The sequence below is a fragment of the Nocardia brasiliensis IFM 10847 genome, assembly GCF_000710915.1.
Classification (GTDB): domain Bacteria; phylum Actinomycetota; class Actinomycetes; order Mycobacteriales; family Mycobacteriaceae; genus Nocardia; species Nocardia brasiliensis_A.
This window is the reverse complement of sequence record NZ_BAUA01000072.1, coordinates 67,470-91,477: the sequence shown is the minus strand read 5'-3', so window position 1 is coordinate 91,477 and position 24,008 is coordinate 67,470. Positions and strand designations below refer to the sequence as shown.

Annotated in this window: 22 protein-coding genes and 1 pseudogene; 11 read left to right on the top strand and 12 right to left on the bottom strand. The window is 66.8% G+C overall.

All coding sequences use genetic code 11. The annotated features are described in order from the left end of the window. The 4 genes and pseudogenes from NBRGI_RS15360 to NBRGI_RS15345 form a co-directional block, all read right to left on the bottom strand. A pseudogene (locus NBRGI_RS15360) lies at positions 1 to 390 on the bottom strand (phosphatase PAP2 family protein); the annotation flags it as partial. A 9-nt stretch (positions 391 to 399) separates the two neighbouring features. Continuing rightward, positions 400 to 2,433, bottom strand: a complete 2,034-nt coding sequence (locus NBRGI_RS15355) for an erythromycin esterase family protein (protein WP_029896810.1) — start codon at positions 2,431 to 2,433, stop codon at positions 400 to 402. Beyond that, positions 2,430 to 3,281, bottom strand: a complete 852-nt coding sequence (locus NBRGI_RS43810) for a site-2 protease family protein (RefSeq protein WP_235210964.1) — start codon at positions 3,279 to 3,281, stop codon at positions 2,430 to 2,432. Before NBRGI_RS43810 ends, NBRGI_RS15355 begins: the two co-directional genes overlap by 4 nt. Before the next feature lie 338 nt (positions 3,282 to 3,619). Further along, positions 3,620 to 4,291 (bottom strand): DUF2267 domain-containing protein, encoded by a 672-nt coding sequence (locus tag NBRGI_RS15345; RefSeq protein WP_029896808.1) that lies wholly within the window; start codon positions 4,289 to 4,291, stop codon positions 3,620 to 3,622. 276 nt (positions 4,292 to 4,567) lie between these two features. Between NBRGI_RS15345 and acsA the strand changes: the two genes are divergently transcribed. Genes acsA through NBRGI_RS15320 form a run of 5 tightly spaced genes read left to right on the top strand, consistent with a single transcriptional unit; the run spans position 4,568 to position 10,048 of the window. Further along, a complete protein-coding gene (gene acsA, locus NBRGI_RS15340; protein WP_051727790.1) occupies positions 4,568 to 6,370 on the top strand; it encodes an acetate--CoA ligase in 1,803 nt (600 codons plus the stop codon). Beyond that, positions 6,367 to 7,440, top strand: a complete 1,074-nt coding sequence (gene pdhA, locus NBRGI_RS15335; protein ID WP_370627763.1) for a pyruvate dehydrogenase (acetyl-transferring) E1 component subunit alpha — start codon at positions 6,367 to 6,369, stop codon at positions 7,438 to 7,440. The genes acsA and pdhA overlap by 4 nt, the downstream gene beginning before the upstream one ends. Beyond that, positions 7,437 to 8,405, top strand: a complete 969-nt coding sequence (locus tag NBRGI_RS15330; RefSeq protein ID WP_029896802.1) for an alpha-ketoacid dehydrogenase subunit beta — start codon at positions 7,437 to 7,439, stop codon at positions 8,403 to 8,405. The genes pdhA and NBRGI_RS15330 overlap by 4 nt, the downstream gene beginning before the upstream one ends. Continuing rightward, on the top strand, positions 8,405 to 9,772 hold the full coding sequence (locus NBRGI_RS15325; protein WP_029896800.1) for a 2-oxo acid dehydrogenase subunit E2: 1,368 nt from the start codon (positions 8,405 to 8,407) through the stop codon (positions 9,770 to 9,772). Before NBRGI_RS15330 ends, NBRGI_RS15325 begins: the two co-directional genes overlap by 1 nt. 21 nt (positions 9,773 to 9,793) lie before the next feature. Beyond that, positions 9,794 to 10,048, top strand: a complete 255-nt coding sequence (locus NBRGI_RS15320) for an acyl carrier protein (protein ID WP_029896798.1) — start codon at positions 9,794 to 9,796, stop codon at positions 10,046 to 10,048. An 88-nt stretch (positions 10,049 to 10,136) separates the two neighbouring features. On the opposite strand, the gene NBRGI_RS15315 is transcribed toward NBRGI_RS15320, so the two are convergent. After that, on the bottom strand, positions 10,137 to 10,583 hold the full coding sequence (locus tag NBRGI_RS15315; RefSeq protein ID WP_029896796.1) for a CBS domain-containing protein: 447 nt from the start codon (positions 10,581 to 10,583) through the stop codon (positions 10,137 to 10,139). A gap of 284 nt (positions 10,584 to 10,867) precedes the next feature. Here NBRGI_RS15315 and NBRGI_RS15310 point away from each other — a divergent pair, with 284 nt between their 5' ends. The 3 genes from NBRGI_RS15310 to NBRGI_RS15300 all read left to right on the top strand — a co-directional run bounded on the left by NBRGI_RS15310 (position 10,868) and on the right by NBRGI_RS15300 (position 13,546). After that, entirely contained in the window at positions 10,868 to 11,290 is a 423-nt protein-coding gene (locus NBRGI_RS15310) for an Hsp20/alpha crystallin family protein (RefSeq protein WP_029896794.1), read from the top strand. A gap of 69 nt (positions 11,291 to 11,359) precedes the next feature. Then, complete coding sequence (locus tag NBRGI_RS15305) at positions 11,360 to 12,172, top strand: hypothetical protein (protein ID WP_063726272.1); 813 nt, start codon at positions 11,360 to 11,362, stop codon at positions 12,170 to 12,172. 30 nt (positions 12,173 to 12,202) lie between these two features. Continuing rightward, positions 12,203 to 13,546, top strand: coding sequence for a wax ester/triacylglycerol synthase family O-acyltransferase (locus NBRGI_RS15300; protein WP_029896789.1), 1,344 nt, complete (start codon positions 12,203 to 12,205; stop codon positions 13,544 to 13,546). Here NBRGI_RS15300 and NBRGI_RS15295 read toward each other — a convergent pair whose 3' ends face one another. From NBRGI_RS15295 to NBRGI_RS15275, 5 genes are all read right to left on the bottom strand, one after another. Next, positions 13,547 to 14,425, bottom strand: coding sequence for a universal stress protein (locus NBRGI_RS15295; protein ID WP_029896788.1), 879 nt, complete (start codon positions 14,423 to 14,425; stop codon positions 13,547 to 13,549). Positions 14,426 to 14,456: 31 nt separating this feature from the next. Further along, positions 14,457 to 15,374: a universal stress protein gene (locus tag NBRGI_RS15290; protein ID WP_029896786.1), complete on the bottom strand. Its 918-nt coding sequence runs from the start codon at positions 15,372 to 15,374 to the stop codon at positions 14,457 to 14,459. A 121-nt stretch (positions 15,375 to 15,495) separates the two neighbouring features. Continuing rightward, the gene (locus tag NBRGI_RS15285; protein WP_036559204.1) at positions 15,496 to 17,262 is read right to left on the bottom strand and encodes a sensor histidine kinase; all 1,767 of its coding nucleotides are present in this window, start codon (positions 17,260 to 17,262) and stop codon (positions 15,496 to 15,498) included. Between the two features lie 78 nt (positions 17,263 to 17,340). Further along, positions 17,341 to 17,988 carry a response regulator transcription factor gene (locus NBRGI_RS15280; protein ID WP_029896782.1) on the bottom strand — a complete coding sequence of 216 codons (648 nt, stop codon included), beginning with the start codon at positions 17,986 to 17,988 and terminating at the stop codon, positions 17,341 to 17,343. Positions 17,989 to 18,015: 27 nt separating this feature from the next. Next, positions 18,016 to 19,545, bottom strand: coding sequence for a bifunctional aminoglycoside phosphotransferase/ATP-binding protein (locus tag NBRGI_RS15275; protein WP_029896780.1), 1,530 nt, complete (start codon positions 19,543 to 19,545; stop codon positions 18,016 to 18,018). 203 nt (positions 19,546 to 19,748) lie between these two features. Here NBRGI_RS15275 and NBRGI_RS15270 point away from each other — a divergent pair, with 203 nt between their 5' ends. Continuing rightward, complete coding sequence (locus tag NBRGI_RS15270) at positions 19,749 to 20,612, top strand: hypothetical protein (RefSeq protein WP_029896778.1); 864 nt, start codon at positions 19,749 to 19,751, stop codon at positions 20,610 to 20,612. Here NBRGI_RS15270 and NBRGI_RS15265 read toward each other — a convergent pair. Beyond that, positions 20,570 to 21,589, bottom strand: coding sequence for an Acg family FMN-binding oxidoreductase (locus tag NBRGI_RS15265; protein ID WP_029896775.1), 1,020 nt, complete (start codon positions 21,587 to 21,589; stop codon positions 20,570 to 20,572). The genes NBRGI_RS15270 and NBRGI_RS15265 overlap by 43 nt on opposite strands. Continuing rightward, positions 21,586 to 22,602 carry an Acg family FMN-binding oxidoreductase gene (locus NBRGI_RS15260; protein WP_036559201.1) on the bottom strand — a complete coding sequence of 339 codons (1,017 nt, stop codon included), beginning with the start codon at positions 22,600 to 22,602 and terminating at the stop codon, positions 21,586 to 21,588. Before NBRGI_RS15260 ends, NBRGI_RS15265 begins: the two co-directional genes overlap by 4 nt. Positions 22,603 to 23,038: 436 nt before the next feature. Between NBRGI_RS15260 and NBRGI_RS49895 the strand changes: the two genes are divergently transcribed. Further along, positions 23,039 to 23,281 carry an excalibur calcium-binding domain-containing protein gene (locus tag NBRGI_RS49895; RefSeq protein ID WP_370627764.1) on the top strand — a complete coding sequence of 81 codons (243 nt, stop codon included), beginning with the start codon at positions 23,039 to 23,041 and terminating at the stop codon, positions 23,279 to 23,281. A gap of 120 nt (positions 23,282 to 23,401) precedes the next feature. Next, entirely contained in the window at positions 23,402 to 24,004 is a 603-nt protein-coding gene (locus tag NBRGI_RS15255; protein ID WP_148310827.1) for a hypothetical protein, read from the top strand. The last annotated feature ends 4 nt before the right edge of the window (positions 24,005 to 24,008 follow it).

Below are 24,008 nucleotides of genomic sequence, written 5' to 3'. Positions count from 1 at the left end.
AAACGCCGCGCCGAGTGTCGGCACATCACGCAGGATCGTCTCCGGCCACCGTGCGCCCGGACGGGGCTGGTACACCAGCTCTTTCAAAACCTCGCGTTCGACGACGAGCTTCGCCGGAACCAACAGCAGCAAGCCGATTGCCAGCCGGGGTCTGCCGACGCCGAACGCGATGACCGCGACGACGGCGGGCACGACCAGCACCCCGGCCAACTGGACGAACCAGAGCGGCGCCTCGAACACGTCGGGTAACGCGTTGAGTCGCACAAACGCGGCCCGGTCGAGCTGTGTGGCCACCGGCCATCCGGTGGCCACCACGCAGAGCGCGGCGAAAGCGGTGCCACCGACCACGAGCCCCAGATCGTTCGTCCGCCGCCGGACACTGGTCACCATCACCCTGTCTTACAGGCCCGACGGGTAGGTTTCCGGTGTCGTGCCCTCGATCCCGCCGCCGACTTTCTCGAGTGGTTCGAGAGCTGTCGTGGTGTCGATATGGATCAGCGCATCGAACTGTTCGGCGGGTCGGGTGTGAAAGTAATGGCTCTGGCGTTCGGTACCCGGCCGGTAAACGACACCGATCGCCCGCTGCAGCCTCGGCTGCCGCATGGCCTCCGTCGCGGCGCCGGGAATATCCATGCGGAGCAAGAACTCTCGGTGCCCGGTGTCGTGCATGAGCTCTTCCATGCTGGAAGGCAGTGCGACGCGGACGTTCTCCTCGATGGCAGGGCCGCCCCAGTCGCGCGCCGCGGTGACCGTACCCGAGCAGGTGCTGAACCCGATCACTCGGCACTTCGCGCCGTGGCGCTCCCGCACGAGCTGACCGAGATTGAGCTGGCCGTCGCTGCTCAGCTCGGTAGCGCGGGCATCGCCGACGTGAGAGTTGTGCGCCCACACCACGATACGAGGCTCCGGCCCGGGGCCGTCGCCGGTCTGCTCGCCATAGCGATAGAGGTGACTGATCAGGGCGTCGAGGGTGTCGGCCATGTGCCGATCGCGCAGGTTCCACGAAGACACCCGGTCCCCGAACATAGCGCGGTAGTAAGCTTCGGCATTGCGCACCGACCAGGCGTTGCGGAGTGCGTCGAAGTGCTGATCCGCGGCGAACGGCGGCAGATCGCCGGAGTCCGGGCTATGGCGCTGCAAGTCGAGCAATTGTCTGATCACCTGGGCTTCACACGATTTGCCCGCGCCGAAGGCGGCGGCGAATCCGTAAGCTTGGCCGTCGTCGCCGGAGACCTGGTCGAAGCAGGCGTAGCGGGCTCTGGCTCGTTGTGCCGCATGCGGATCGGTTCGGTCGAGGTGCCGCACCACCTCCTGCATGGACCGGTGCAGACTGTAGAGATCGAGTCCATAGAACCCGGTGCGGGGCCGACCGTTGCGCAGTTGCTCGTCATTGTGGGTGCGTAGCCAGGTGAGGAAGTCGCGTACGACGGTGTTGCGCCACATCCAGGCGGGGAATCGTTCGAAGCCACGCAGCGACTCTTCGGCGCTGGTGTCGGTACCGTGTTGGTGCAGGTAGCGATTCACCCGATAGGCGTCGGGCCAATCGGCCTCGGCGGCGACCGCAGTGAAGCCCCTGTGCTCGATGAGCCAGCGGGTGATGGCCGCCCGTGCCGCATAGAATTCGTGTGTGCCGTGCGAACTTTCGCCGATCAGCACGATCTGGGCGTCGCCGATCAACTCGTCGAGCACTGCTTCGGGTGGAACGCCGCCCGGTGCTCGGATCGCGGCGGCACGGATCGTGGCTGCGACATCGAGGGGCGGTACCGCCGTGCCGGTGGTCGACGCGGCCAGCAGTGCCTGCACCTGAGCGTCGGTGACCTGTGTGAAGTCCCAGAACGACGCGCCGACCGCGCGGAACGGCGACGGTATTGTCGCGCAGACCATTTCATCGACGGCAGCGCCGATCTCGCGGCAGGTAGATTCCGGAGCCGCCGGGACAGCGACGACGATGTGCTTCGGTTCGCCGGCGCGGATCGCCTCGATCGCGGCGAACATGCTTGCACCGGTGGCCAACCCGTCATCCACCAGGATCACGGTGCGCCCGGCGACCTCGATCGGTCCGCGACCGGCCCGATAAGCCGATTCCCGACGGTGTAGTTCCTCGGATTCGGAGCGGACGACGGCGCGCACCTGTTCGGCGGTGAGTCGTAAGGCGCGAACGAGATCGTCGTTCAACGCGATCCGGCCGCCGATGGAGAGCGCGCCGATAGCGAACTCGGGATTACCGGGGGCGCCGAGTTTGCGCACGATCAAGGCATCCAGTGGCGCGTCGAGCGCGGCCGCGACCTCCCAGGCCACGGGGATACCGCCGCGCGGCAGGCCGAGCACGAGGACGTCCGGGTCGCCTCGATAGTGTTGCAGTAGCGCGGCCAGCGCCCGCCCGGCTTCGTGGCGGTCGTGAAAGATCGCTCGTTGCGCTTCAGTGCTGCTCATGGACGTGCCTCCGTATCGGTGATGCCCGGGATCGACTCGGGCTGTGGCTCGGCCGTGCGCATCGGCAGGCCGAGGGCGCTGCGATGGCAGGCCAGCGCCAGATCCGCGGCGGAGACGACTCCGGTCACCCGTCCGACCTGGTCGACCGCGATGACCAGGTCGGACTCGGGTCGCAGGACCACCCTGGTGGCCACGGCGCTGAGGAGGTCTTGCTCGTCTGCCCGGGCCGACGCCGGTAGCGGGCGCGCGGCCGCGAGTACAGAGGTGGCGGCACGTGTCCGCGGTGCCAGCGCTGCGAGGTCGCCCCAGGAGACCACCGCTATCGGTCGCCCGACCGGGTCCACCACCGGGAAGACCTGGTGGTCGGAACGAGCTGCCGGCGAGGTGAGCAATTCGGCGACGGACCACGAGGCGGGGATCGTTACCGGATTCGCGCTCATCACGTCACGAACTCGAATACCGCCCAACTGATGTCGCAAACCTGCGGCGGTGAGTTCGGCATTGGCCGCCGTGGAAACGAACCACCCGAGCAGCATCAGCCAGACGCCCCCGGTGTTGCCGACCGCGATCAGCTCTGCCGCGCCGAGCGCCAGCAGGACGAGTCCGAGGATGCGACCGCTGCGCGCGGCCGTGGCCGCCGCGCGGAGCTGGTCGCCGGTCCACCGCCAGACCAGCGCGCGCAGTACGCGGCCGCCGTCCAAGGGGGCGCCGGGCAAAAGATTGAACACCGCGAGGATCAGATTCGTGACCGAAAGCCAGACGAGCGTGTCGAGTACGGGTGCACCCGCGGCGGTGCCCACCGCCACCGCCAGTCCGAAACAGCCCGCGGCCAGCGCAAGGCTGGTCAACGGTCCGGCCAGCGCGATGCGCAGGTCCGAGCGGGGGGCTCTGCGGCTCCGCGCCGAGTTCGGAAACCCCGCCGAGCAGCCACAGCACCACCCCCTCGACGGGCACTCCGTCGCGACGCGCGACGATCGAGTGCGCCAGCTCGTGCGCCAGCAATGCGGCCAGCAATCCGATCGCCCCGAGTGCGGCGGTCAGCCAGATTTCGGCCGAGTTGCCGTAGGCATCGGCCAGTGCGCGGCCCAGGAGAAACGTGAACAGTCCGAGGGTCGCCAGGGCAGACCAGTGCGCGCCGATCCGCACACCCGCGATATGACCGAGAGCCATTGTTCTGCGCAGCATTTCAGTGCTCCTTCGCATGGACGTCGAAGCCGATGGCGCGGAGAATGCGTTCGACGCGCTCGGTCGCGGAATGCGCCGGGCCGTGGTCGGCCTCCGGTGGCGACATCTCACCGGCCAGCACCGCGACGGCGTCCGCGATGGCACGCAGGCGATTCTCGACGGCGGTCAGACGTTCGGACTCCGCTGTTGCCGCGATCGGCGCCGGCATTTCGGGTGCGCGGTCCAGATCCGGCATTTCCTCGTAGATCGGCCGGGCACCGCACAGCACGCCGTACAGGTGCATCGGAAGTACCGCGAAAACCCGGTTGAGTTGGCCGGGTGAGAACAGTTCCGCCAATATCGCGGTGATCGACCCGGCTACCGGACCTACCCCGTCGCGCTCGATGCCTGCCTCGCGGGCGAACTGAGCGACGAATTCCGCGGTCCCGTGCCGCACCGGTACATGGCTCGGTACCCAGCCCTCGTAGTAGGCGCCACGCAGGATCTCCGGCAGCTGCGCAGCCAGGTGCGCCGAACTGACGACCCCGATCCGATCACGGACCGTGTGCATCCACGCGCGCAACGCGCGGTAGGCGAAACTGTAGTCGTCGGTGTCCAGGCTGTCGGCGACCGCGCGCAGCCAATCATGGGCTGTCTGTACCGCGGGGGCGAACGGATCGTTGTGGTGTGGCATATTTCCTCCTCGGTGCATCGCGCGGTTCGAGTAGCGGCGACGGCACGGTCCAGCGTCTGCTGTCCGGGTCGGTAGCCCAAGGGCCGAAGGTTGCCGTCCTGCGGTTCAATGGTCCCGCGTTGCGTGCTCGCTCGACCGATGCCCGGCCAGCGGTCTGTGGTGGGTGTCGGCTAGAGGCGAAAGTCACCGGGGCAGAGGACTTCTCCGCCGGAACAGACGACGCCTATCGGTCGGGCGACTCTGCTGCGCAGCGCTCGACGCGGCGACGATAACGCTATGACAGACACGACCGCGATCGGCGCCACGACGAGCGGAATCTCCGACTGGAGACCGATCGACAAGACACCGGCCGAGCGGGCGCTGGCCAACCTCGCGAACTACGAGCAGACCTATCGCGCGTTCTCCTGGATGGACGCCCGCGCCGAAATCACCGGCCTCCCAGCGGGCGGCCTCAATATCGCCTACGAAGCCGTGGACCGGCATGCCACCGGGCGCGCGGCGGACACGGTAGCGCTGCGGTGGCTCGGAGCCGCGGGCGAGACCGCCGAATACACCTACGCCGACCTTGCCGCCGCCAGCAACAGATTCGCCGATGTGTTGCGTACCAATGCGGTTCGCCGGGGCGAACGAGTGTGCGTACTGCTCGGTCGCACGCCGGAGTTGTACATCGCCATACTCGGCGCATTGAAAGCCGGATGCGTTGTCTCACCGTTGTTCTCCGCATTCGGACCCGAACCGGTCCGGCAGCGTCTGGCTATTGCCGAGGCGAGTGTGCTGGTCACTTCCGCTGCGCTGTATCGCCGCAAGGTCGCGCCGATCCGCGGCCAGGTAGCCACGCTGCGTACAGTTCTGCTGACCGATGGCGGTCCCCCCGACGGTGTCGACCTGCCGGCCGCGATGGCCGCGGCGGATCCGGAGTTCGAGATCGCGCAGACCTGCGCCGAGGACCCCGCCCTCTTACACTTCACCAGCGGTACCACCGGAAAACCGAAGGGCGCAGTACACGTGCACGGGGCGGTGGTCGCCCACCTCGTCACTGCTCGGTACGCGCTGGATCTGCGCGCGGGGGATATCTTCTGGTGCACCGCCGATCCGGGCTGGGTGACCGGCATGTCGTACGGGGTGATCGCCCCGTTGTGCCTCGGCGCGACGGTGATCAGTGACGAAGCCGAGTTCGATGCCCGCCGCTGGTACGAAATCCTGACCGCACAGCGGGTTTCGGTGTGGTACACCGCGCCGACAGCGCTGCGGATGCTGATGCGCTACGGGGCCGTGCTACCCGAAGGCACCGATCTGTCCTGCTTGCGATTCATCACCAGCGTGGGGGAGCCGCTCAATCCGGAAGTGGTGCTCTGGGGTGAGCAGGTGCTCGGTCACCCCGTGCACGACAACTGGTGGCAGACCGAGACCGGTGCGATCATGATCGCGAATTTCGCTGCTGGGCAAGTACGTCCCGGATCGATGGGCAGGCCGCTGCCCGGCATCGAGGCGACTGTACTCCGGCGCGGTGCGGACGGTCGCGCGTCGGTGACCGACGGCGTCGTCACCCCCGCGGCGGTCGGTGAGGTCGGTGAACTCGCGTTGCGGTCGGGCTGGCCGTCGATGTTCCGCGGCTATTGGGGTGAACCGCAGCGATATCGCCGCTGTTTCGCGGGCGGCTGGTACCTGAGCGGCGACCTGGCCCGCAAGGATGCCGACGGCTACTACTGGTTCGTCGGCCGGGCCGACGACGTCATCAAATCCGCAGGTCATCTGATCGGGCCGTTCGAGGTGGAGAGTGCGTTGATGGCGCATCCGGCGGTCGCCGAGGCGGGTGTGATCGGCATTCCCGATCCGGTGGCAGGCGAGCGAGTGAAGGCGTTCGTGGTGCTGGGACGGGGGTTTGCGCCGTCCGACCAGCTCCTCGACGAGTTGAGCGCCTTCGGCAGGAAGGCACTGGGTGCGGTAGCGCCCAAGGAAATCGAGTTCACACAGAGTCTGCCGCACACCCGCAGCGGCAAAGTGATGCGTCGTCTGCTCAAAGCTCGTGAACTCGGTCTGCCGACAGGCGACACCTCGACGCTCGAGGTCGTCTCGTGAATACGCACGGTGGTGCGCTGGACCGAACCGAGCGCATCGAACTGCTGCGCCTCATGGTCCGGATCCGGCGATTCGAGGAGCGCTGCGTGCAGCTCTACAGCGCCGGATCGATTCGTGGTTTCCTGCACCTGTATATCGGCGAGGAGGCGGTGGCGGCGGGCGTGCTCGGTGCGATCGGACCCGACGACGCTGTGGTGTCGACCTATCGGGAGCACGGGCACGCGCTGGCGCGCGGCCTGTCGATGGAATCGCTGCTCGCGGAGATGTACGGCAGGGTGACCGGATGCAGTCACGGCCACGGTGGTTCGATGCACCTGTTCGATGTCGCGCGACGCTTCTACGGCGGCAACGCGATTGTCGGCGGCGGTCTGCCGATCGCCGTGGGGCTGGCGCTGGCGGACGTGTTCGGGGACCGTCCGGTCGTGACCGTATGCCTGTTCGGCGACGGTGCGGTGGCCGAGGGGGAGTTCCACGAGTGCTTGAATCTCGCTGCGCTGTGGCGGCTGCCGGTGCTGTTCGCCTGTGAGAACAACCGGTACGCGATGGGCACTGCCCTGGCCCGCGAACACGCGGCGACCGATCTGGCATTGCGCGCGTCCTCATACGGCATGCCGGCCTGGCCGGTCGATGGGATGGACGCGCTGGCCGTGGCCGACGCGACACGGCGTGCGGTCGAAGCGATTCGTGGTGGCGGTGGGCCGTGCTTCCTCGAACTGCGGACCTACCGGTTCCGTGCGCATTCGCTCTACGATGCGGATCGCTATCGCGACAAGGCCGAGATCGGGCACTGGGTAGAGCAGGACCCGATTCCACGGCTGGCCGCCGACCTGCGCGCCGCGGGTGAATTACGCGATGACGAATTGACGACGATGCAAGCCGAAGCGGACGCCGAACTGGACGCGGCGATCTCGGCCGCGGAGGCGGCGCCGTTCGAACCGATCGGTGATCTCACCCGATACGTGTACACCGAGCCGGGTACCGACGCTGGAATGAAGATCCCCGCCTCTGATGCGGGCAAGCAGCAGCCCAGTACCGGCCAGGCACAGCCCGTCGGGGAGGTGCGGACATGATCACCTATCGAGACGCGGTGCGAGAAGCATTGCGGGAGGCGTTGATCCGAGACGACCGGGTGTTCTTGATGGGGGAGGACGTCGGCGCGTACGGTGGCTGCTTCGGCGTCAGCCGGGGCCTGCTGGAGGAATTCGGCCCGGAGCGGATTCGGGATACGCCGTTGAGCGAGTCCGCGTTCGTCGGCGCCGGTATCGGTGCCGCCCTCGGCGGTCTGCGGCCGATCGTCGAGATCATGACCGTCAACTTCAGCCTGCTCGCGCTGGACCAGATCCTCAACAACGCCGCGACATTGCGGCACATGTCCGGCGGGCAAGTCTCCGTGCCGCTGGTGATCCGAATGGCTACCGGCGCGGGAAGGCAAGTTGCAGCACAACATTCGCACAGCCTCGAGGCCTTCTACGCGCACATACCCGGCCTGCGTGTGGTCTCGGTGGCGACCGTGGCCGACGCTCGGGGCATGTTGTGGTCGGCTTTGCAGGATCCGGACCCCGTACTGATCTTCGAACCGTCGGCGCTCTACAACCTCGAGGCAGAGCTGCCCGATGACGCCGGCGCCACCGATATCGATCGGGCGGTCATCCGACGGCACGGCAGCGCTGTGACACTGGTGGCCTACGGTGGAACCGTGCGGGTGGCCGAGGCAGCCGCGGAGGCTCTGGCCGCCGATGGCATCGCGGCCGAGATCGTCGACCTGCGGACGTTACGACCACTGGACACGTCGACCGTGCTCGCCTCGGTCGCGCGTACCCACCGCCTCGTCGTCGTGGACGAAGGCTGGCGCAGCGTCGGCGTCGCCGCCGAAATCGCTGCGCGCGCAGCCGAATCCGGTTACTACGAATTGGATGCGCCGGTACAGCGGGTCTGTACGGCCGAAGTACCGATTCCTTACGCCAAACATCTGGAGGAAGCGGCGCTCCCGCAGCCCGCCGACGTGGTCGCGGCCGTGCATCGGGTGGTGCGCTGATGGCCGAGTTCCGCATGCCCTCACTGGGCGCAGACATGGAACGCGGGACGTTGCTGCAATGGCATGTCCGTCCGGGCGACTCGGTGCACAAGGGCGATATCGTCGCCGAGGTCGACACCGCGAAAGCGGCGATCGAGGTCGAGTGCTTCGACGAGGGCACCATCGGCGAGATCCTGGTGCCCGAAGGAGCGACCGTGCCGGTGGGCACGATACTGGCGACCATCGAGACGGGCATGCCGGAACACGCCTCCGTCCCGACGGAACCCGCGGCAGACACGGGCTCGGAGATTCGCGCGACCCCGTTGATTCGGCGTCTGGCTCAGGAAGCTGGTGTGGATCTCCGGTCGATCCGCGGTTCTGGCGGCAACGGGCGGATTCTGCGCAGTGATGTTGCGCGCGCGGCGGGCGCCTCGTCGGGCTCGCCTACTGGGATCGCCGAACCGGTAGCGGCACAATCTGCCGAAGGGCAGCATATTCGTGCTTCCGGATACGCGCGCCGAATGGCTGCGGAATCCGGAGTCGAGCTGTCCGCAATCCACGGCACCGGTCCGGGCGGTGCGGTGCAGGCCGACGATGTGCGCGCGGCGCGCACGCAGATACTCCACGGGGATACCGCCACGAACAAGGGCGTGCCGCAATCGGCAGTGGACACCTCGGCGTCGGATGTCGACCGCGAAAAGGTTCGCCAGGGACCCCGACGCGACATGGGTGAGGTGCGCCGCGCGATCGCAACGGCGATGACGCAGTCGAAACAGACCATCCCGCACTACTACCTGTCGAGCACGATCGACCTGGCTGCCGCCACCAGCTGGCTGCGCGCGGTGAACGAAGCCGCACCGGTAGCGGACCGAATCATCATGGCCGCTCTGCAATTACGCGCTGTTGCGCTGGCTGCACGCGAGGTCCCCGGGATGAACGGGCATTGGATCGATAACGAGTTCCGCGCGGCGGACACTGTAGACATCGGTGTGATCGTCTCGCTGCGCGGTGGCGGCATCATCGCGCCGACCATCGCCGCGGCGGACGTCAGCACGGTGCCTGCGCTGATGGCCCAGCTGCGCGGGGCGGTGGGCCGGGCGCGCGCTGGCCGATTGCTGTCGTCGGACACTCGGCCCGCCGGGCTCACCGTGACGAATCTCGGTGCGATGGGGGTCGAATCGGTGATCGGCGTGATTCCACCGCCTCAGGTTGCGATTGTCGGCTTCGGAGCGGTGAGCGAACGACCCTGCGCGGTAAACGGTCTGCTCGGTGTGCGTCCCCAGGTGACAGTGACGCTTGCCGCCGACCACCGGGCCAGCGACGGCGCTGTCGGCGCGCGATTTCTCAACACCGTTGCAGAGCTACTGCAACATCCGGAACGGCTGTGATCACGAGAGGTAGTGCGGATCATGCCCAATACGTTGTCTCGATCGGAAGCAGAGCTGGCGGTGCGGTCCGCACTGCGCGGGTTCGCCACCGAGGCGGACCTGACCGGCCTCGACGTGGACGAGCCGCTGCGCGCAGCGCTCGATCTCGACTCGCTCGACTTTCTGACGTTTGTGGAAAGGCTGACACTCGCCAGCGGAGTACGGATCGATGAAGTGGACTACCCGAAGCTGGCGACCATCGGTGCGTGCGTCGATTTCGTAACTGCGGGAACATGATTCCGGCGCGGTAAGCCGGGTTGCGTATGTTCGGACATCACCGGCGCCGCACCAGGCCGGGCTGGTGCGGCGTTGTGCGGTCGCGCCGCTACGCTTCGGTCGTGCTGGGCAGGTGCTGAGCGCACACCGCTTCGACGAATTCGGCGACCTCTTTCTCGGGCAGGTGGCGCGCCAGATCGGCCTCGGTGATGATGCCGACCAACGAGCCGTTCTCGGTCACCGGGAGGCGTCTGATCTGATTTTCCGCCATGACCGCGAGCGCCTCGTCGATATCGGTGCCGGTCTCGACGGTATGCAGATGGTCGGCACCTTGCGCCAATTCGCCGGCCGTGGTGGTTTTGGGGTTGGCGCCGACGCCGACCACCTTGACGACGATGTCACGGTCGGTGACGATCCCGACCGGACACCCGTCACTGTCGCAGATCGGGAGCGCGCCGACATTGAGCTGGCGCATGCGCTGAGCGGCTGTTTCCATCGTGTCGCGCACGCTGATATGTGCCACGTCGGAGCGCATGACGGTCTGGGCGGTGGTCATGATGATTCTCCTTCCAGAGGGGCGATAACTCTGCCATCATTCGGCCGTGCCGAGGCCTGGCACCAGGGGAAAAGGTCACTGCCCTGCGGAATTCGACACTCCTTCGATAACCCGCTGTCGGCGGCGGATGTGACAGGGTCACGAAACGGCTTGGTGCTCTAGTGGCTTTGGTCACCCGTGCCGCTTCCCCCCGTCGGTACCGCAGACGACTCGATGCCCTATCGAGCAACGCCGTAGATGAGTGGAATCGATGGTGTCCGAGGACATTTCATCGAGGAGGAACCATGAGCCTGCTTCCCGCCCATCGCGAATCGTTGCTGCCTGATCTGAATGATCTGTGGAACTCGTTCGCGCCCACCGGAATGGCGCCGATTTTCGGCTCGCATCTGCTGCGGGTCGAGGACGCGGTCGAGGACGGTCACTATGTCGTGCGTGCGGAGATGCCGGGGATCGATCCGGCCAAGGACGTCGACGTGTCGATCCGGGGCCGGCAGTTGACGATCAAGGCAGAGCGCACCGAAAAGCACGAGGAGAAGGGACGTTCGGAGTTCAGTTACGGATCGTTCTATCGGTCCGTCACGCTGCCGCACAACGCCGAGGAAGACGGGATCGAGGCGAGCTACGCGAAGGGCATTCTCACCGTCAGCATCCCGCTCGGCGAGCCCAAGGAAGTCGCGAAGAAGGTCGAGGTCAAAGAGGCAGAATAGAGCACAGAGGAGGCTGTCCACCGCCGGTGCCCGTGCGGTGGACAGCACCTCTTCGGAGTGAGGATCGATATGAAAGCGACTTCGCCGCAACGCCATTGGCTGACCGTGGTGGTCTTGGCCGCTGCGGCGGTCGTGCTCGCCGTGTTTGCGCTGGTCGTCGCGGTGACCCGCGACGTCGACGAGAGCGCACCGGTCACCACACCGCCCACGGCGGCGCCGACCGGCTCCGCATCACTTGCCCCGGGTACCGCCGCGCCGTCGAAATCGCCCGAACCCGCTGGTTTCGCCTATCAACCTCTGTTTCCCTTCGCCAGTATCGCCGAGGCGGACGCCTGGGTTCGACAGGCGCGTCCAGGCGGCCATCAGCCGTGGCACGACGATCCGGACACCGTCGCGTTGATGTTCACGCAGCAGCATCTCGGATACACGAGCGTCGACCAAGTCACCAGTTCGTCGATCCGAGCCGAGCAGGCCTGGATCGGTGTCGGCTTCGCCGACCCGAACGGCGCGCCCGCGACTGCCGCCGTGCTGCATCTGGTTCGGATCGGCACCGCTGCGAACGGCCCGTGGGAGGTGGTCGGTACCGAAGACACCACACTGGCCCTGACGACACCGGCTTACGCTGCTTCGGTCTCGTCCCCGCTTCAGGTCAGCGGTCGGATCACCGGCGTAGACGAGAGTTTGCAGGTGCAGGTCCGCGGCGGCAGCGGGCCGCAACCGGCCGGGACGGCCGCCCCTGTTCCCGCGGGCGGCACGAATATCCCATGGACCGTGCAGGTGCCGTTTACCGCGACCTGTCCCGCCACCCTGACCGTCGCGGTCGCCACGGGTGGGCATGTGGCCGCGGTGGAGCGCTTCGCCGTGACCGGCGTCGAATGCTGAGGCCGAGCCTCGGAACGGAAAAGATCTGCGATGTCCGAATTAGGTCCACTGGACTCGGGTTTCATGGAACTGGAAGACGGCGACCGGCATGTGAGTGTCGGGATCGGCGCCGTCGCGATCCTCGCGGGGTCTCCGCCGACCCGCGCGGAACTCGTGTCGGAATTGGCGGCGAGATTGGACGTCGACAGCAGGCTTCGGCAGAGAGTGCGGCGCGCACCGCTGGATATCGCCGCGCCGGTATGGGTGCCGGATTCGAATTTCGATCTGGCGCACCATATTCGGTGGATGGCGTTGCCGGAGCCCGCGGATGAGGCGGCGCTGTGCGAATTGGTCGCCGAGGTGATGGAGGAACGGCTGGATCGGGATCACCCGCTGTGGCAGTGCATCGTTATCGAGCGTCTCGCCGACGATCGGTGGGCGATGATCGTGAAGGCGCACCACAGCATGGTGGACGGGATCTCCGGTATCACGCTGTTCGAACGGCTCTGTGACGCTCCGGCCGGTCGGTGGCTGACCGCTGTGCCGAACGGTGTCGACACGCCTTTGGCATGGGATCGCCTGCTGCTGAACGTGTTGCGACTGCCAGTGTCGGCGCCGCGGTTCGTAGTGCGCACCTTGCGCGCGGCCGTGCCGTTGGTGCTGTCGGCAGCGCTGCCTGCCGCCGGGTCCTCGCTGAACGGTTCGATCGGGCGGCAACGGCGGTACACCGTTGCGCGCACCACGCTGCCCGTCGTCCGGGAAATCGGCGCGGTCTTCGGCACCACCGTCAACGACGTGGTTCTGGCCGCCGTGGCCGCGGCATTTCGCACCCTGCTGCTGGCTCGCGGCGAGGAACCGACAGCGGACAAGCTGCGCATCCTCACGCCGGTATCGGTGCGCGCGGCGGATGCGAAAGGCACACTCGACAACCGGGTTTCGGCGATGCTGCCGCTGCTTCCGATCGAATCCGCCGATCCCGTCGAGCAATTGGCCCTCGTGCACGACCGGATGTCCGAACACAAGGCGAGCGGTGAGTCGGCGGCCGCGAATTCGTTCCTCACCCTGGCCCGCTGGCTCCCGTTCGCATCGGTCGCGTGGACCGTGCGCTTGGTGTCCCGGTATCCGCAGCGCGGCATTTCGGGTTTGGCGACGAACGTGCCCGGCCCCCGGCGTCGACTGTATTTATACGGCCGGGAAGTACTGGAAATCCTGGCTTATGTGCCGATCGCGATGCGCGTGCGCACCGGTATAGCGATTTTGAGCTACGGCGATCAGTTGCGGTTCGGCATCACCGGCGATTACGACAGCAACCCGGACCTGCACCTGCTCTCCGCACGCATCGAAGAAGCCATCGAGTACCTCCTTCAGCGTGCCCGGGAAATCGCGCCCGGCTGATCAGTTCTGCGGGCGCGCGATGATGATCGGGCAATCGGCGGCGTGCAGGACCGCTTGACTGACCGAACCGAGTGTCATGCCCGCGAAACCGCCGCGGCCGTGGCTGCCGACCACGATCAGCTGGGCTTGTTCACTTTCCACGAGTAGTCGTTTGGCGGGTTGATCCTTGACGACAACCCGTTCGATCACGAGGTCGGGATAGCGATCGGCATAGCCGGCCAGTGTTTCGGACAGCAACGCGGTTGCCTCGGTCTGCATCTCGGCGTCCGGCAGGTATCGATGGAATTCAGACCAGGTGAGCACGGCGCGGACCGGTACATTGCGCCGGAACGCCTCGTCGAAGGCGATCTCGACGGCGCGAGTACTGCACGGCGATCCGTCGGCACCGACCACCACCGGCCCGCGCACGCGCCGCGCCGAATACCGCTCGGGTTCGGGCACGATCGCGACCGGGCAGTGCGCGTGCCGGGCGAGTGCGGTACTCACCGACCCGAGGAGACCGCGGCGGAAAGCACCCGCTCCGTGCGTGCCCACCACCAGTAGCCGTGCGTCCTTCGACCTGTCCAGCAGGGCGGGGATCGGCGACGCCTCGACCATGAAGGTATCGACGACGAGTTCGTCGACGGCTTCGGCTGCCGCCGTGGCGAATCGACGCGCCGCCGCGAGCGTGGTGGCGCAGGCGGCGAGGTACTCGTCGTGATCGATCCGGCGGAAGTCGACCCCGGGGCCGAAGTCGGCCCGTGCGCCCACGGCAAAGACGATGTGCAGTGGGGCGTCGTGGTGCGCGGCGTCCACAGCGGCCCAGCGCAATGCCTCGTCGGCCGGGCTGGAGCCGTCGATACCCACCACGACAGGTGGGTTGATGCTGTTGGTAGACATGGGATTTCATCCCTTTCGATAGCGGTAGGTGCTACTTCGGGTGCACGACCATGACCGGACAGTGCGCGCGCTGGATCAACGTGTTGCTGGTGGAGCCGAGCAGCAGTCCGCGGAATCCGCCACGGCCGCGACTGCCGACGACGACGAGTTGGGCGGAGCCGGACCAGTCGATCAAGGCGCGGCGGGGACCGAACGGATAGACCTTGCGGATGACCTGCACGTCCGGGTACTTCTCGGGCCAGCCGGCGAGCTGTTCGCCGATGAGGGCCTGTCCGGCGAGCTGGACACCGTTGTTCGGGAGCCGATGTGGCACTTCGGCGAATCGGTCGAAGAAGGGATCACCCCACGCGTGCACGGCCACTAGTTGCGTGCGACGTTCACTGGCTTCGGCGAACGCCGCCGCGACGGCCGGTTCGCTGTGCACGGTGCCATCCAGGCCGAGCACCACGGGACCGGCCCGGCGCGTCTGCTGTTCGGTGCCGGTATCGCGGACGATCACGATGCTGCCCCGGCCGTGGCAGGCCACGGCGGCGAGCGTGGAGCCGACATAGCCGAGAGCGGTGTGGTCGCCCGAGGCGCCGAGAGCGACGAGGTACGCGCTCTTCGAGTGACGGATCAGCAGGCGCGCTGGATCGGCCTCCGAGACTTCGGTTTCCACGTCCAGGGCGGGATCGATCTGGTGGGCCAGGCTCCGTGCGGACAGGACGAGATCGGCACCGCGCCGACGGATCTTGTCGACGATGGCGGGAACCATCGTGTTGTAGATGCCGAGCAGATCCGCCGACGACGCCAGATCGAGACCGTGCGCGATATGCAGTCGCCTGTCGTGTTGCGACGCTGTCTCGGCGGCCCAGCGCACGGCGAGATCGGAGGCTTCGGACCCATCGACGCCGACGACCACCGCGGCGGTGGCCGACCGCCGCGGGTCGCGGATAGCGGAGGTGGACATGAGCGGCATCCCTTCGGGTCCAGTGAATCTGGTACCCGTAGGTTAGGAATTGGACCCTTACCGACACGTCTGTCCTTGGTCCCCACTGTGCGGGTCCAAAGGCCGCAGATAGCGCTCTCGGTCAGCCCCCGCGCGGGGGCTGCACCGGCAGTGGCGCGGACCAGCGCAGGGTCGTCCCGCGATCGGCGCCCCGCCCGATGTCGAAGCGCCCCCCGGCTTGCTCGGCCCGGGCTGCGAGGTTGGCCAGGCCGCTCATCCGGGAAAGGTCCGCGGGCAGGCCGTCACCATCGTCGGTGATCTCGATGGTGACGTCGTCACGGACGGCGAGATTGATCGAGACCGTGCTCGCAGCCGCATGCCGCACCACGTTGCTGACGGCTTCGCGCAGCACCGCTTCGACGTCCTCGGACAGCGGTGGCGCCAGTACCGACACCGGGCCGGCGAGCCGGATCGTCGTGCGTAATCCGCTGTCCTCGGTCATCTCGGCGATGATCGAATGCAATTTCTTGCGCAGGGTGGGTGCGTCCGCGGCGGTGCTGCTGTGCAGGTCGAAGATCGAATGCCGGATCTCCTGCACGATGGACTGGATGTCCTGGATGGTTTCGGTGAGTCTGGTCTTGACCTCCGGCGTGCGCGCCCGCTGTGCTGTGCTTTGCAGGGACAGGCCCACCGCGAAGAGTCGCTGGATGACGTGATCGTGCAGATCGCGGGCGATGCGGTCGCGATCGGAGAGCACGTCGAGCTCGCGCATGCGGCGCTGCGTGGCCGCCAATTGCAGCGCCAATGCGGCTTGATCGGAGAAGGCCGTGATCATGGCCTGCCCGGCGGCGTCGAGCGATTGCGATTCTGCCGGCCGGAGCGTCACCAGGATCCCGATGACGGTGTGTTCGGCCCGCAATGGCAATACCAGCGCTGGACCGAAATCGCTGGCAAAATCCAGCAGTGGCCGAAACATCAGCCGATCGGTGGCAACGACCTCACCGGACCGGAAAGCGATACCGGAATGCGATTCGGCGACGGGAATGCGCTGTCCATGGAGTTTGTCCGACCCGTTGCCCGCGGCGGCCACGATGACCAGATCGCCGACCTCATCGTGCGGGATATCGGGGTCGTCGGGAAGGGCGAGGAACGCCGTCGCGGACTGGGTGAGCTCCAGCGCTCGGTCGGCGACCAACTCCAATACCTCGCCGGGGTCGCCGCCGCCGAGCAGCTGCGTAGCCACGTCCTGTGTGGCTTCGAGCCACTGCTGGCGAATTCGGGACTGTTCGTAGAGCCGGGCGTTCGCGATGGCCGTGCCTGCCGCTGCGGCGAGGGCTTGGACGATGACCTCGTCGTCCTCGGTGAATTCTTGGCCGCCGGCCTTCTCGGTGAGGTAGAGATTGCCGAACACCTCGTCGCGGACCTTGACCGGTACGCCGAGGAAGGTGTGCATCGGCGGATGATGCTCGGGAAATCCGACCGAGGCGGGGTGAGTCGAAAGATCGGTCAGTCGAATGGGTTTCGGTTCCTCGATGAGCACGCCCAGTACGCCGTGGCCGCGGGGCAGATCGCCGATCAGGACTCGGGTGCGGTCGTCGATGCCTTCGTAGACGAATTCGGCCAGTTGCAGGCTGTCCTTTTCGGTTTCGCGGACACCGAGTGCGCCGTAGCCGGCGTCGACCAGTTCGATGGCGGTGTGCACGATGGTGCGCAGGGTGTTGTCGAGGTCGAGGCCCGCGGTGACGACGAGCATGGCTTCGATCAGCCGGTCCATCTGGTCGCGCACGCCGACGATCTGGGCGATCCGGTCCTGGACTTCGGCGAGCAGTTCGCGAAGACGCAGCTGGGACAGTGTCTCGATGACGGGGCTCTGCCCAGGTGTCTCAGAAGCCGGTGACTTGCCTTCCATCTGAGCCATCTTTCCACGCGTCACCGCCGGACGCGACCGTCTGACCAGCCGTTCCGTCGTCGGCTAGCAGGCAGCGACTCATTCCCGCAGCGGCGGTGTGTTGAGCTTGGAGGCGATCACGGCCGCTTGGGTGCGTCGCTCCACGCCTAGCTTGGACAATAGTCGGGAAACATAATTCTTCACGGTCTTCTCGGCCAGGAACATGCGGGCGGCGATCTGCCGGTTGGTCAATCCTTCGCCGAGCAATTCGAGCAGGGTTCGCTCTTGCTCGGTCAGAGCGGCGAGCGGACCGCTCTTGGCCTCGGCTTCCGCGCGGAGTTTGGCCATGAGCGCTGCAGCTGCCCGGTTGTCCAGCAGTGAGCGTCCGGCTCCGACTTCTCTTACGGCGTCGACCAATTCGGTAGTGCCGATATCTTTGACGACGTATCCGCCGGCCCCGGCCAGGATCGCGTCGAGCATCGCTTGCTCGTCGGTGAACGAGGTCAGGATGAGGCAGCGCAGGCCGGGATGTTGGTCGAGCAGGTCGCGGCAGAGTTCGATGCCGTTGCCGTCGGGTAGTCGCACGTCGAGCACGACGACGTCGGGACGCAACGCGGGGATCCGCGCCATTGCTTGCGACACGGTGCCTGCCTCGCCGATGACCTGAAGGTCGGTTTCGGCGTCGATGAGATCGGCGACTCCGCGTCGCACGATCGCGTGATCGTCCACCAAGAACACTGTGACCATACCGGTGCACCTCTCTGAGCAGTTGATTCAGCCTACGAACATTTTGTCCCCCATGTCGCGGAGTTGGACCTTCAATGGGTGACCAAAGTCCCTTGACGTCTCCGGCGCACTCTGCCAGGCGTGATAAGCGCCGGCCAACGTGTCCGCGAGCGGCGCCTCGGTGTCGAGAACGACGGCCTGCGGCCATGGTGCGGCCGTCGCCGACATCGCCGCGGCAATGTGTGGCGTCGCATCGGAGTCACCGGATCCGCGTCGGCTGATCCGTCGAGCGGCCACCTCCGGGGCACAGACACAGCGCAACTGGAGCACATCAGCGTGGGTGTCGACGGCAAGCTGCGCAGCGCGGTGCCGTTCGCTCTCGTCGATCCAGCTGGCATCGAGAATCACCGATATCCCGGCCGAGAGCAGCCGGTGGGCCCGGGTCAGCAATTCTGCGTAGACCCGGGCCTTGTTCACGGCGGAATATGCTCCGGCATCGAAGGTTCCACTGTCGCCAGGAACCGTCCCGGCGGTGCGCAGTTGTTTGCGGACCTCGTCACTGGAGCAGACGGCAGCGCCTGTGCTTGCCGAAAGCTCTTTGGCCACAGTAGATTTACCGGTTCCGGGCAGCCCGCCTATCAGCACCAGCCGAACGGCGCCGGATTCGAGATGACGCACTGCGATTCGCAGGTGGCGGTGTATCCGGTCCCGAGCGGCCGAGTCGCCCTGCCCGAAGCGGATGACATCGACCTTCGCCCGGACCAGTGCGCGGTAGGCGACGTAGTGATCGCGCAACGACCGCGGTGCGGGGTCGGCGGTGATCAGCAGATAGTCGTCCAGCAGTTGCGCACCGAGGCTCGCGTGCCCGCGGAACTCCAGATCCATTGCCAGAAAGGCGATGTCGTCGAGGCAATCGACGTAGCGCAATCGGTCGTCGAAGTCCAGACAGTCCAGGACCCGGAAGCCGTCGGCCAGGTCGAAGATGTCCTCCGCGAGCAGGTCGCCGTGTCCATCGACAACGCGACCGTCCGCAATCCTGTTCAGCAGCAGCGACTCCCGTCCGTCGATATACCGCATCGCCAGCCACTCGATCCGTTCGATCAGGTGCGGGTCGGTCACCGCGGCCGGCTGGTCGGCGAGACTGCCCAACAGGATTTTCCAGCGGCGACGCAGTGCGTCCGGCGTGCCCTCGGCGTCGATCTCGGGACCGCGGCGGGCACAGTGATGGAACAGCGCGAGCACCTGGACCAGCGCCGACAACCGCGAACGCGACAGGGCGGGATCATCGAGGGTGTTCGACAGCCTGCGCTGCTCCGGCATGCGGCGCATGAGTACCACCGGTTCGTCCGGCCCACCGGTGGGATCGGTGAGGTGTGCCACGCCGAGATACACGTCCGGTGCCAACCTGCTGTTCAACTCCACCTCACGGGCACACGCGAGTTCCCGCAGTTGCGGCGTGCTGAAGTCGAGAAAGTCCGTCTGTAGCGGCTTCTTCACTTTGTACGCCCGATCGCCGAACAGCACCACCAGCCCGGTGTGCGTTTCGCGCAGTTCCGCGTACGGTCCGTATTCGGGCATGGGGCAGGGCCTTTCGGAAGTATCCGGGTTTCTTGTAGTCAGGATCACCCAGCCGCACACCGCCTGGGCATGGCCGAAGGTCATAGATGTCGCAGGCCTTTCGATCGTTTCCCGAAGTCCCTCGACTTCAGGACGTCGTGCTCTTATCCGCAAATCGAGTAGCTGGCAGCGTGGATAGCGAGGACGAGAAGAGGTGGAAGGCGATGAACTACGGGTGGCCCGACGAACACGCCCTGCACGCGGCGTTGGTGCTCGCGACGCGGGCGCCTTCGGTCGGCAACTCGCAACCGTGGCGATTCCGGATCGGCGATCACCGCATCGACCTGTACCTCGATCCGCTGCGTGCGCAGCCGCCGACCGACTGGACACAGCGCGATGCGTTGTCGAGTTGTGGTGCCGCACTGCATCATCTGCGGATCGCGTTGGCCGTCGCGGGATGGTCGACGGTGGTGCGGCGGCTGCCGGACCCGGCGGATCCGAATCACCTCGCGTCGCTGCGTGTGGTGCCGCACCGGCCGACCATGCTCGAGCTGGCGCTCGGTAACGCGATTCCGCGCCGGCAGTCCGATCGGCGACACTTCACTTCGGCGCTGATTCCGCGCGGCAGCGTGGGATTGGTCCATGAACGGGCGATGGCGAACGGGGCGGGCGTCCGGCAGATCGGTGGTGCAATGCGTGCACAACTGGTCGAAGTACTGGACGCGGCGGCGCGGCGCAACCTCGGCACCGGCGGTGAGTCTGCCGTATGCGGTACCGAACCTGATAATGCGGAGCTGCTGGTGCTCAGCACCACGGTGGACGACCGCTTGGCGCGACTCTGCGCGGGGGAGGCGCTCAGTGCCGTGCTGCTGACCGCGACGAACGTCGGGCTGGCCTCGTGTGCGTTGACCGAAGCACTGCGTGCCCCCGATCTGCGGCAGTGCGTTCGCGCCCGGGTGCTGCACGGCCGCGGTCATCCGCAGGCCGTCATCCGAATCGGCTGGGCGCCCGCGGATGCCACCGCGCTGCCGGCTACGCCGCGCCGTCAGGTGTCCGACGTACTCGAAACGTTCGAAGCGGCGTCCTGAACGTCGAAGACTTCGGACAGCGGCCGCCGCGGCGACCAGGTGACGCCGGTTTCATCGGGTGCGATGCCGACTCGTACGATGACCTGCGCCGCACCGGGCCGGGAAAGTAGTTCGGCGAGCATCGATCTGGTGGTGACGAGTTCGGTGAGATGGGTCAGCTCGCAGGTGGCGAGGCCGCGTGCCGTGCATTCGAGCAGGATGTTGGACAGGGCCTCGCCGGTGTGCAGCCATTGCGTCCGGGAGTCGCCGGCGGTGCTGAGCAACAGCAGCCGGGAACGGTCTTCGAGGTCGGCCCTTCGGTTGGCATACGGGGCGAACGGGAAGGCCCGCGCTACGTTCGTGCGTGCGGCTTCGGCCGACGAGGCCAATGCGGCGGTGGGGATCCCGCGCGACTCCGAAGCTCCGCTCCACCAGTGCAGTTCGTCTTGGTATGCGGTGTCGTGTCGCCGGAGCGCGGTGATATGGCGAGTAGCGTCCGCCAATCGAGGGCGGTTCTCGTCGGTGATTTCGTCGACGGCCACCTGGTGTGGTCGTGCGAGCTCACGCGCGGTGGCGAGCACATCGGGCCAGTCCTCGGGCGGCAGCATCGGCAGTCGATCGGTGTGCCGGCGGGGGATGGCGCGCACGCGCGCCGCGGTCCGGTTCAACGGCCCGCTCAATGGTCGAAACTCCAGCGCGGCAAGCAGTTCCGGGCACCTCGGTTGGGGGAGCCGGGTGATATGGGGGAACCAGTCCATGGACACGAAAGCTTGGCGCGCGTGATCGAGCGCCGCGCCGCAGCTGATGATCCCCTGTCGGTGCTGCGGATCCACGGCGGGCAGTTGCCGTGCGGTATCGCGGTAGAGCAACAGTTTCGATCCGTCGAAGACCCAGTGCCACGGCTGGGTGTTGTGCACCGACGGCGCCCGGCAGGCGAGCGCCAATGCCGCACGGACAAGGGACAGGCCGGGGGCGGCCGCGCCGTCGGTCGCGGTCATGATTCCGCCTGCTCCTGGCGAAACGCCAGAATGTCGGTGACCGGGCGGCGGCGTGACATCGGGGGCGCCTCTTCATCGTCCGGCGCGGTACCGACTCGGATTACGACCTGAGGTGTCACCGAGTGCGTCAGCAGGCCTGCGATGGACTTGCGAGCGGTCGGCAGTTCGGTGATGTGGGTCAGCGCGCAACTCGCCAGTCCGGCGACAGTGCATTCCAACAGCACCGCCGAGAGTGCCTCGCCGCATTGCAGCCATGTCAGTAGGGAGTCGCCGGTGGAGCTGAGCACCATCAGCTGGGACTGATCCTCGACTTCGGCGCGGCGCGACGAATGCGGCGCGGACGGAAAGGTGCGAGCCACTGGCACACGGGAGGATTCGGCGTCCGAGATGAGCGCGTCGCGAGGCACGCCTTCCGGCGCGGGCGAATGCCCTGTCCACCAATGCAATTCGGTCTGGTACTCCATGTCGTAGCGGCGCAGCGCCGCCGCATGCTGCGAAGCAGCGGCCAACCGGGCGCCTGCGCTCGTGTCGAGCACGTCGACCTGGATGTCGTGCGGATTGGCCAGCATCCGCGCGGCGTGCACGATCTCGGCCCAGTTCCGCGGCGGCAGCATGGGTAGCCGGTCGGTGCGGCGCCGATCGATGGCGTGGGCGCGGGCATACACCCCGGCGGGTGGGTCCGGCCACGGGCGGAATTCGATGGTCGCAAGATGATCGAGATGGTCGGGGTCCGGCAGCCGAACGGTGTCGGTATGCCAGCCTCGCGCGGCGAGTGCGGTCCGCAGATGATGCAGCACCGCGCCGCAGCTGATGACCAACTGTCTGCCGTGCGGATCGGTCGAGGTCAACAATCGTTCGTCGTCGCGGTAGAGGCGCAGTCGCGTACCGTCGAAGACCCAGCGCCACGGCTGCGTGTTGTGCACCGAAGGCGCACGCCCGGCCAGCCGCACGGCTGCCGTGATCGTCGGCCGATCCGGTACGAATGTTTCGGGAAGTGCGTCGCTTACGGTCATGCATCGAGTGTCCGTCGCCGAAATGACAGCAACTACGGGACTTACGCCCGACCTGGAAGGCCCAAAGTCACCCGCTGATCGGCCGCTGCGGCGTCCGTCGGGCAGCGGAGGACGAAGGTGGAAATCGTTAGGGCCCTTCGGCTCTAAGGCACAGCCTCGGTGCGGCGAATCATCGGTGGTACGCGATCACTCCGTCGGGGGAGTGGACCATCCGGATCAACACTCGATCGCGCGAATCCACCAGCACAAGGCAACATCATGACCACAACACCGCGACAGCGCGCTGCCGTCATTCTCCTCATCGCGGGGATATCGCTCGGGTCCGCGGCCTGCGGGCGCACACCGGGGCTCGCCCCCACAGTGAACCCGGCGCCGTCCTCGACCAGCACCAGTTCGGCCGCCACGACACCGACTTCCACACTCGCTATGACCTCTTCTGCGACAGCGGTCCCGAGCCCTGTCGCACCCTCGCCGACCACTGTCGCGGCACCACACCGCTTCGTGCCGCCGGCTCCGGCCCCGCCGCCGCCCGCGCCATCCCCCGGCGCCACCAGCTCCGAGCGTCTACTACCCCAACTGCGCGGCCGCCCGTGCCGCTGGAGCGGCGCCGCTCCATCGCGGTGCACCCGGCTACCGCTCGGCATTGGATCGTGACGGTGACGGCATCGCTTGCGAATAGAGCTCCGGGACGAGCCTGGCGCCTCGGGTCGCACCGCCTCGGCGGTGTTCGTCGATCCGCTGAATTCCTCTGCCGGACTGACAGATACACTCGCTATCAGCTGAGATCGGCCTGAGTGCCGTGGCTGATACATGGGTGCACACCGCGCTGTACTACCTCGCCGTGGTCGCCGTGGTGATCCTGGTGAATCTCCTACCGGCCTTCGGTCCGCCCACCGCGCTTGTCGTGGTGCTGTTCCGGCTGCACTGGCAGCTGAATCCGGTCGCTCTCGTCATCGTCGGCGCGGTTTCCTCGGGCCTCGGACGGTATCTGCTCGCCGTAGTGACCGGCCGGATCCGCGCCCACCTCGGTCCACGACGAAAGGCTGGTCTACGAGCCGCGCACGACTACCTCACCGGCAACCGCGGCCGTTCGCTCACCGGGCTCGGGGTGTTCCTGGTGTCCCCGTTGCCGTCGGCGCAGTTGTTCGAGGCGGCCGGACTGGTCGGTGTTCGCCTGTTACCGGTGACGGTCGCACATGTGTTGGGCAGACTGGTCAGCTACTCCCTGTATATGGCCGCGACCGATATTGCCGAACGCAATCTCGGCGATAGATTGACCGGCTCGCTCACTTCGCCTTACGGCATAGCGATTCAATTCGCGCTACTGGCTGCTGTCGTACTGCTCGCCCGCATCGATTGGAGCAGATATCTGCCGGGTGCGCCCGAACCGGAACAGAACTGACGGT

Coding starts and splice junctions, on each gene's coding strand:
- NBRGI_RS15355 (WP_029896810.1), bottom strand. CDS start 2,433: ATGAGCAGCACTGAAGCGCAACGAGCGATCTTTCACGACCGCCACGAA.
- NBRGI_RS15345 (WP_029896808.1), bottom strand. CDS start 4,291: ATGCCACACCACAACGATCCGTTCGCCCCCGCGGTACAGACAGCCCAT.
- acsA (WP_051727790.1), top strand. CDS start 4,568: ATGACAGACACGACCGCGATCGGCGCCACGACGAGCGGAATCTCCGAC.
- NBRGI_RS15330 (WP_029896802.1), top strand. CDS start 7,437: ATGATCACCTATCGAGACGCGGTGCGAGAAGCATTGCGGGAGGCGTTG.
- NBRGI_RS15325 (WP_029896800.1), top strand. CDS start 8,405: ATGGCCGAGTTCCGCATGCCCTCACTGGGCGCAGACATGGAACGCGGG.
- NBRGI_RS15320 (WP_029896798.1), top strand. CDS start 9,794: ATGCCCAATACGTTGTCTCGATCGGAAGCAGAGCTGGCGGTGCGGTCC.
- NBRGI_RS15315 (WP_029896796.1), bottom strand. CDS start 10,583: ATGACCACCGCCCAGACCGTCATGCGCTCCGACGTGGCACATATCAGC.
- NBRGI_RS15310 (WP_029896794.1), top strand. CDS start 10,868: ATGAGCCTGCTTCCCGCCCATCGCGAATCGTTGCTGCCTGATCTGAAT.
- NBRGI_RS15305 (WP_063726272.1), top strand. CDS start 11,360: ATGAAAGCGACTTCGCCGCAACGCCATTGGCTGACCGTGGTGGTCTTG.
- NBRGI_RS15300 (WP_029896789.1), top strand. CDS start 12,203: ATGTCCGAATTAGGTCCACTGGACTCGGGTTTCATGGAACTGGAAGAC.
- NBRGI_RS15295 (WP_029896788.1), bottom strand. CDS start 14,425: ATGTCTACCAACAGCATCAACCCACCTGTCGTGGTGGGTATCGACGGC.
- NBRGI_RS15290 (WP_029896786.1), bottom strand. CDS start 15,374: ATGTCCACCTCCGCTATCCGCGACCCGCGGCGGTCGGCCACCGCCGCG.
- NBRGI_RS15285 (WP_036559204.1), bottom strand. CDS start 17,262: ATGGAAGGCAAGTCACCGGCTTCTGAGACACCTGGGCAGAGCCCCGTC.
- NBRGI_RS15280 (WP_029896782.1), bottom strand. CDS start 17,988: ATGGTCACAGTGTTCTTGGTGGACGATCACGCGATCGTGCGACGCGGA.
- NBRGI_RS15275 (WP_029896780.1), bottom strand. CDS start 19,545: ATGCCCGAATACGGACCGTACGCGGAACTGCGCGAAACGCACACCGGG.
- NBRGI_RS15270 (WP_029896778.1), top strand. CDS start 19,749: ATGAACTACGGGTGGCCCGACGAACACGCCCTGCACGCGGCGTTGGTG.
- NBRGI_RS15265 (WP_029896775.1), bottom strand. CDS start 21,589: ATGACCGCGACCGACGGCGCGGCCGCCCCCGGCCTGTCCCTTGTCCGT.
- NBRGI_RS15260 (WP_036559201.1), bottom strand. CDS start 22,602: ATGACCGTAAGCGACGCACTTCCCGAAACATTCGTACCGGATCGGCCG.